The sequence below is a fragment of the Microbacterium sp. genome, from assembly GCF_031178525.1.
In the GTDB taxonomy this organism is placed as follows: Bacteria; Actinomycetota; Actinomycetes; order Actinomycetales; family Microbacteriaceae; genus Microbacterium.
Genome location: NZ_JAPSJA010000306.1, coordinates 1 through 2,786 on the forward strand (window position 1 = coordinate 1; position 2,786 = coordinate 2,786).

The 2,786-nt window shown below is 70.8% G+C and carries 5 protein-coding genes; all 5 read left to right on the plus strand.

The features are described 5' to 3' along the window. A partial coding sequence (locus tag RIF89_RS13560; RefSeq protein ID WP_309069618.1) for a tyrosine-protein phosphatase occupies positions 1–524 on the plus strand: 524 nt, incomplete at its 5' end. Continuing rightward, a complete protein-coding gene (locus RIF89_RS13565; protein ID WP_309069619.1) occupies positions 521–1,159 on the plus strand; it encodes a TetR/AcrR family transcriptional regulator C-terminal ligand-binding domain-containing protein in 639 nt (212 codons plus the stop codon). The genes RIF89_RS13560 and RIF89_RS13565, both read left to right, overlap by 4 nt. 11 nt (positions 1,160–1,170) lie before the next feature. Further along, positions 1,171–1,710 (plus strand): YaeQ family protein, encoded by a 540-nt coding sequence (locus RIF89_RS13570; RefSeq protein WP_309069620.1) that lies wholly within the window; start codon positions 1,171–1,173, stop codon positions 1,708–1,710. Positions 1,711–1,882: 172 nt separating this feature from the next. Then, the gene (rpsF, locus tag RIF89_RS13575) at positions 1,883–2,245 is read left to right on the plus strand and encodes a 30S ribosomal protein S6 (protein ID WP_203136914.1); all 363 of its coding nucleotides are present in this window, start codon (positions 1,883–1,885) and stop codon (positions 2,243–2,245) included. Between the two features lie 5 nt (positions 2,246–2,250). Next, a complete protein-coding gene (locus tag RIF89_RS13580) occupies positions 2,251–2,766 on the plus strand; it encodes a single-stranded DNA-binding protein (protein WP_309069621.1) in 516 nt (171 codons plus the stop codon). The last annotated feature ends 20 nt before the right edge of the window (positions 2,767–2,786 follow it).

Here is a 2,786-nt window from a genome sequence, read left to right on the forward strand (position 1 = left end):
CGGTCACCTATCACCACGTGTCGCTGCTCGGCGACATCACGCGGGTGGGCGACCTCGGCGGGCCGGACTACCGGCGCACCTACGTGCCGATGTACGTGGGCATGTTCGAGGGCGCCGCGCCGCTCATCGTGAACGCGCTCGCCGTGATGGCCACCGCGCCGGGGACCGTCGCCTTCCACTGCGCGGCGGGCAAGGACCGTACGGGTGTGCTCGCGGCGTCTCTGCTGCTCGCCCTGGGCGCCGACGACGACACGATCGTCGAGGACTACGCCCGCACGGGGCCGAATCTCGACGCCATCATGTCGCGGACGCGTGCCGTGACCGCCCCGATGATGCGGGCGATGGGGATCTCCCTCGACCCGGCCGTGCTCGCGGCCGCCGAGCGGGGCTTCTCGGCCGATGCGATGCGCGGCACGCTCGAGACGCTGCGGGAGCGACACGACGGCGACGCCCTCGCGCCGGTCCGGCGCGCCGGCCTGAGCGACGCGCTGATCGGCATGCTGCGCGGGAAGGCGGTCGTGTGACCGGCAGCGGGGTGATCGATGCCGGGGTCGCGGGGGCTGCGGGCCGTCGCGGCCCCGGTCGCCCGCGACGGGAGGGCGTGGACGAGCGGCTGATCGCCGCCGCCCTCGAGCTCATCGACGCGGGCCTGCCCGTCACCGCCGCGCAGCTCGTCGCGCGCAGCGGTGTCGGCCGTGCCGCGATCTATCGACGCTGGCCGTCGCTGACCGAGCTCGTCGCGACCGCGCTCGACGAGGGACGCTCGACGCACGCGATCCCGACCGACGGCGACCTGCGTCAGGCGCTGTACGACTCCTTCATCGGCACGGTGGAGCGCGGTCCGGCCGGATACCCGGAGCAGCGGATGCGCCGCCGGCTGATCCTCGGGCTGGAGGATCGTCATCTGCAGCGCGCCTACTGGGAGGCGCACGTCGTGCGCCGCCGCGTGTCGACGATCGCGGCGCTGCGCGCCGGCGTCGAACGCGGCATCCTGCGCGGGGATCTCGACCTGGAGGCGTGCGCCGACCTGCTCAGCGGCGTCTTCTACTATCAGCTCGTGGTGCGAGGCGCGCCGCTGACCGAGCCCGAGGCGATCGCCCGCTGCCGCGCCGCGATCGACGTCATCTGGCGTGGCATGCTCCCCGACGGCGCCGCGTAGGCTCGATCCTCATGGCCCTGGGCGCGACGATCCACACGTTCGATGTGCAGCTGGCGGACGTGGACCGTGGCGTCTATGACGATCTCACCCTGCGCGTCGCGCGGCACCCGTCGGAGACCGACGCGAACATGATCCTGCGGCTGCTCGCCTACTGCCTGGAGTTCGAGGAGGGCATCGCGTTCAGTGAGGGGATCTCCTCGCAGGATGAGCCCGCCGTGCTCGTGCGCGATCTCACGGGCAGCATCGTCGCGTGGATCGAGGTCGGCGCGCCCGACGCCGAGCGGCTGCACCATGGCGGCAAGCTCGCCGACCGCACGGTCGTCTACACGCAGCGCGAGCCCTCCAGGCTGCTGGCCTCGTGGGCCGGCAAGCGCATCCACCGGTCGGACGAGCTCGTGCTGCACACGTTCGATCCACGGTTCGTCGACGGCGCCGTCGCCGCGCTCGAGCGCCGCAACACCGTGACGCTGTCGATCACCGAACGGCAGCTGTACCTCGAGCTGAACGGCACCAGCCTCACCTCCGCGGTCCACGATCACCGGCTCGGCTGACGCGCGAGGGGCCGGTTCCTGAGAGCCCGGATCGCTCGAGGGCGGCACGTCCGATAGACTGAGCAGGTTGTGCGGATCCGCGCGCGCTCGCGCTCGCCCGCATGACGTGCAACACACCCTCCTGCTGTCGGGAAATGCCCGGCAGCCGATCAAGTCCGAAGGAGGTGGGTAAGTGACGCACCAGTACGAGCTCATGGCCATCCTGCAGCCGGAGATCGACGAGCGCCAGGTTCCCACGATCGTCGACAAGTTCCTGACGGTGATCACCGAGTCCGGTGGCACCATCGAGAACATCGACATCTGGGGCAAGCGCCGTCTGGCCTACGAGATCCAGAAGAAGAACGAGGGCATCTACGCCGTCGTGAACTTCACCGCGACCAGCGAGGCGACCCAGGAGCTGGACCGCCAGCTGGGCCTCAACGAGCAGATCATGCGCACCAAGGTGCTGCGCGCCGAGGAGGCCATCGCGATGGTCGCTTCCGAGGCGAAGCGCGCCGAGGAGCGCGCGGCTCGCAAGACGGCGGCGAAGGCCTAAGTCCCATGGCCGGCGAGACCGTCATCACCGTCGTGGGCAACCTCACGGCTGACCCGGAGCTGCGTTACACGCAGAACGGCCTGCCCGTGGCGAACTTCACGATCGCATCGACGCCGCGAAACTTCGATCGCGCGTCGGGCGAGTGGAAGGACGGCGAGGCTCTCTTCCTGCGGGCCAGCGTGTGGCGCGAGTTCGCCGAGCACGTCGCGGGTTCGCTGACGAAGGGCATGCGCGTGATCGCGCAGGGCCGCCTGCGTCAGCGCTCCTACGAGGACCGCGAGGGCCAGAAGCGCACCACGATCGAGCTCGAGATCGATGAGATCGGGCCGTCGCTGCGCTACGCCACCGCACAGGTCACCCGCGCTGCGGGCGGCCAGGGCGGCGGCGGCCAGGGCCAGTTCGGCGGCGGCGGACAGCCGCGCCAGCAGGTCTCGGAGGAGCCGTGGTCGACCCCCGGGTCGCAGACGAGCGCCGACGCATGGAGCACTCCGGGGTCGTTCGGAGACGACACCCCCTTCTAAATCTCGTTGCGTTCCGACGC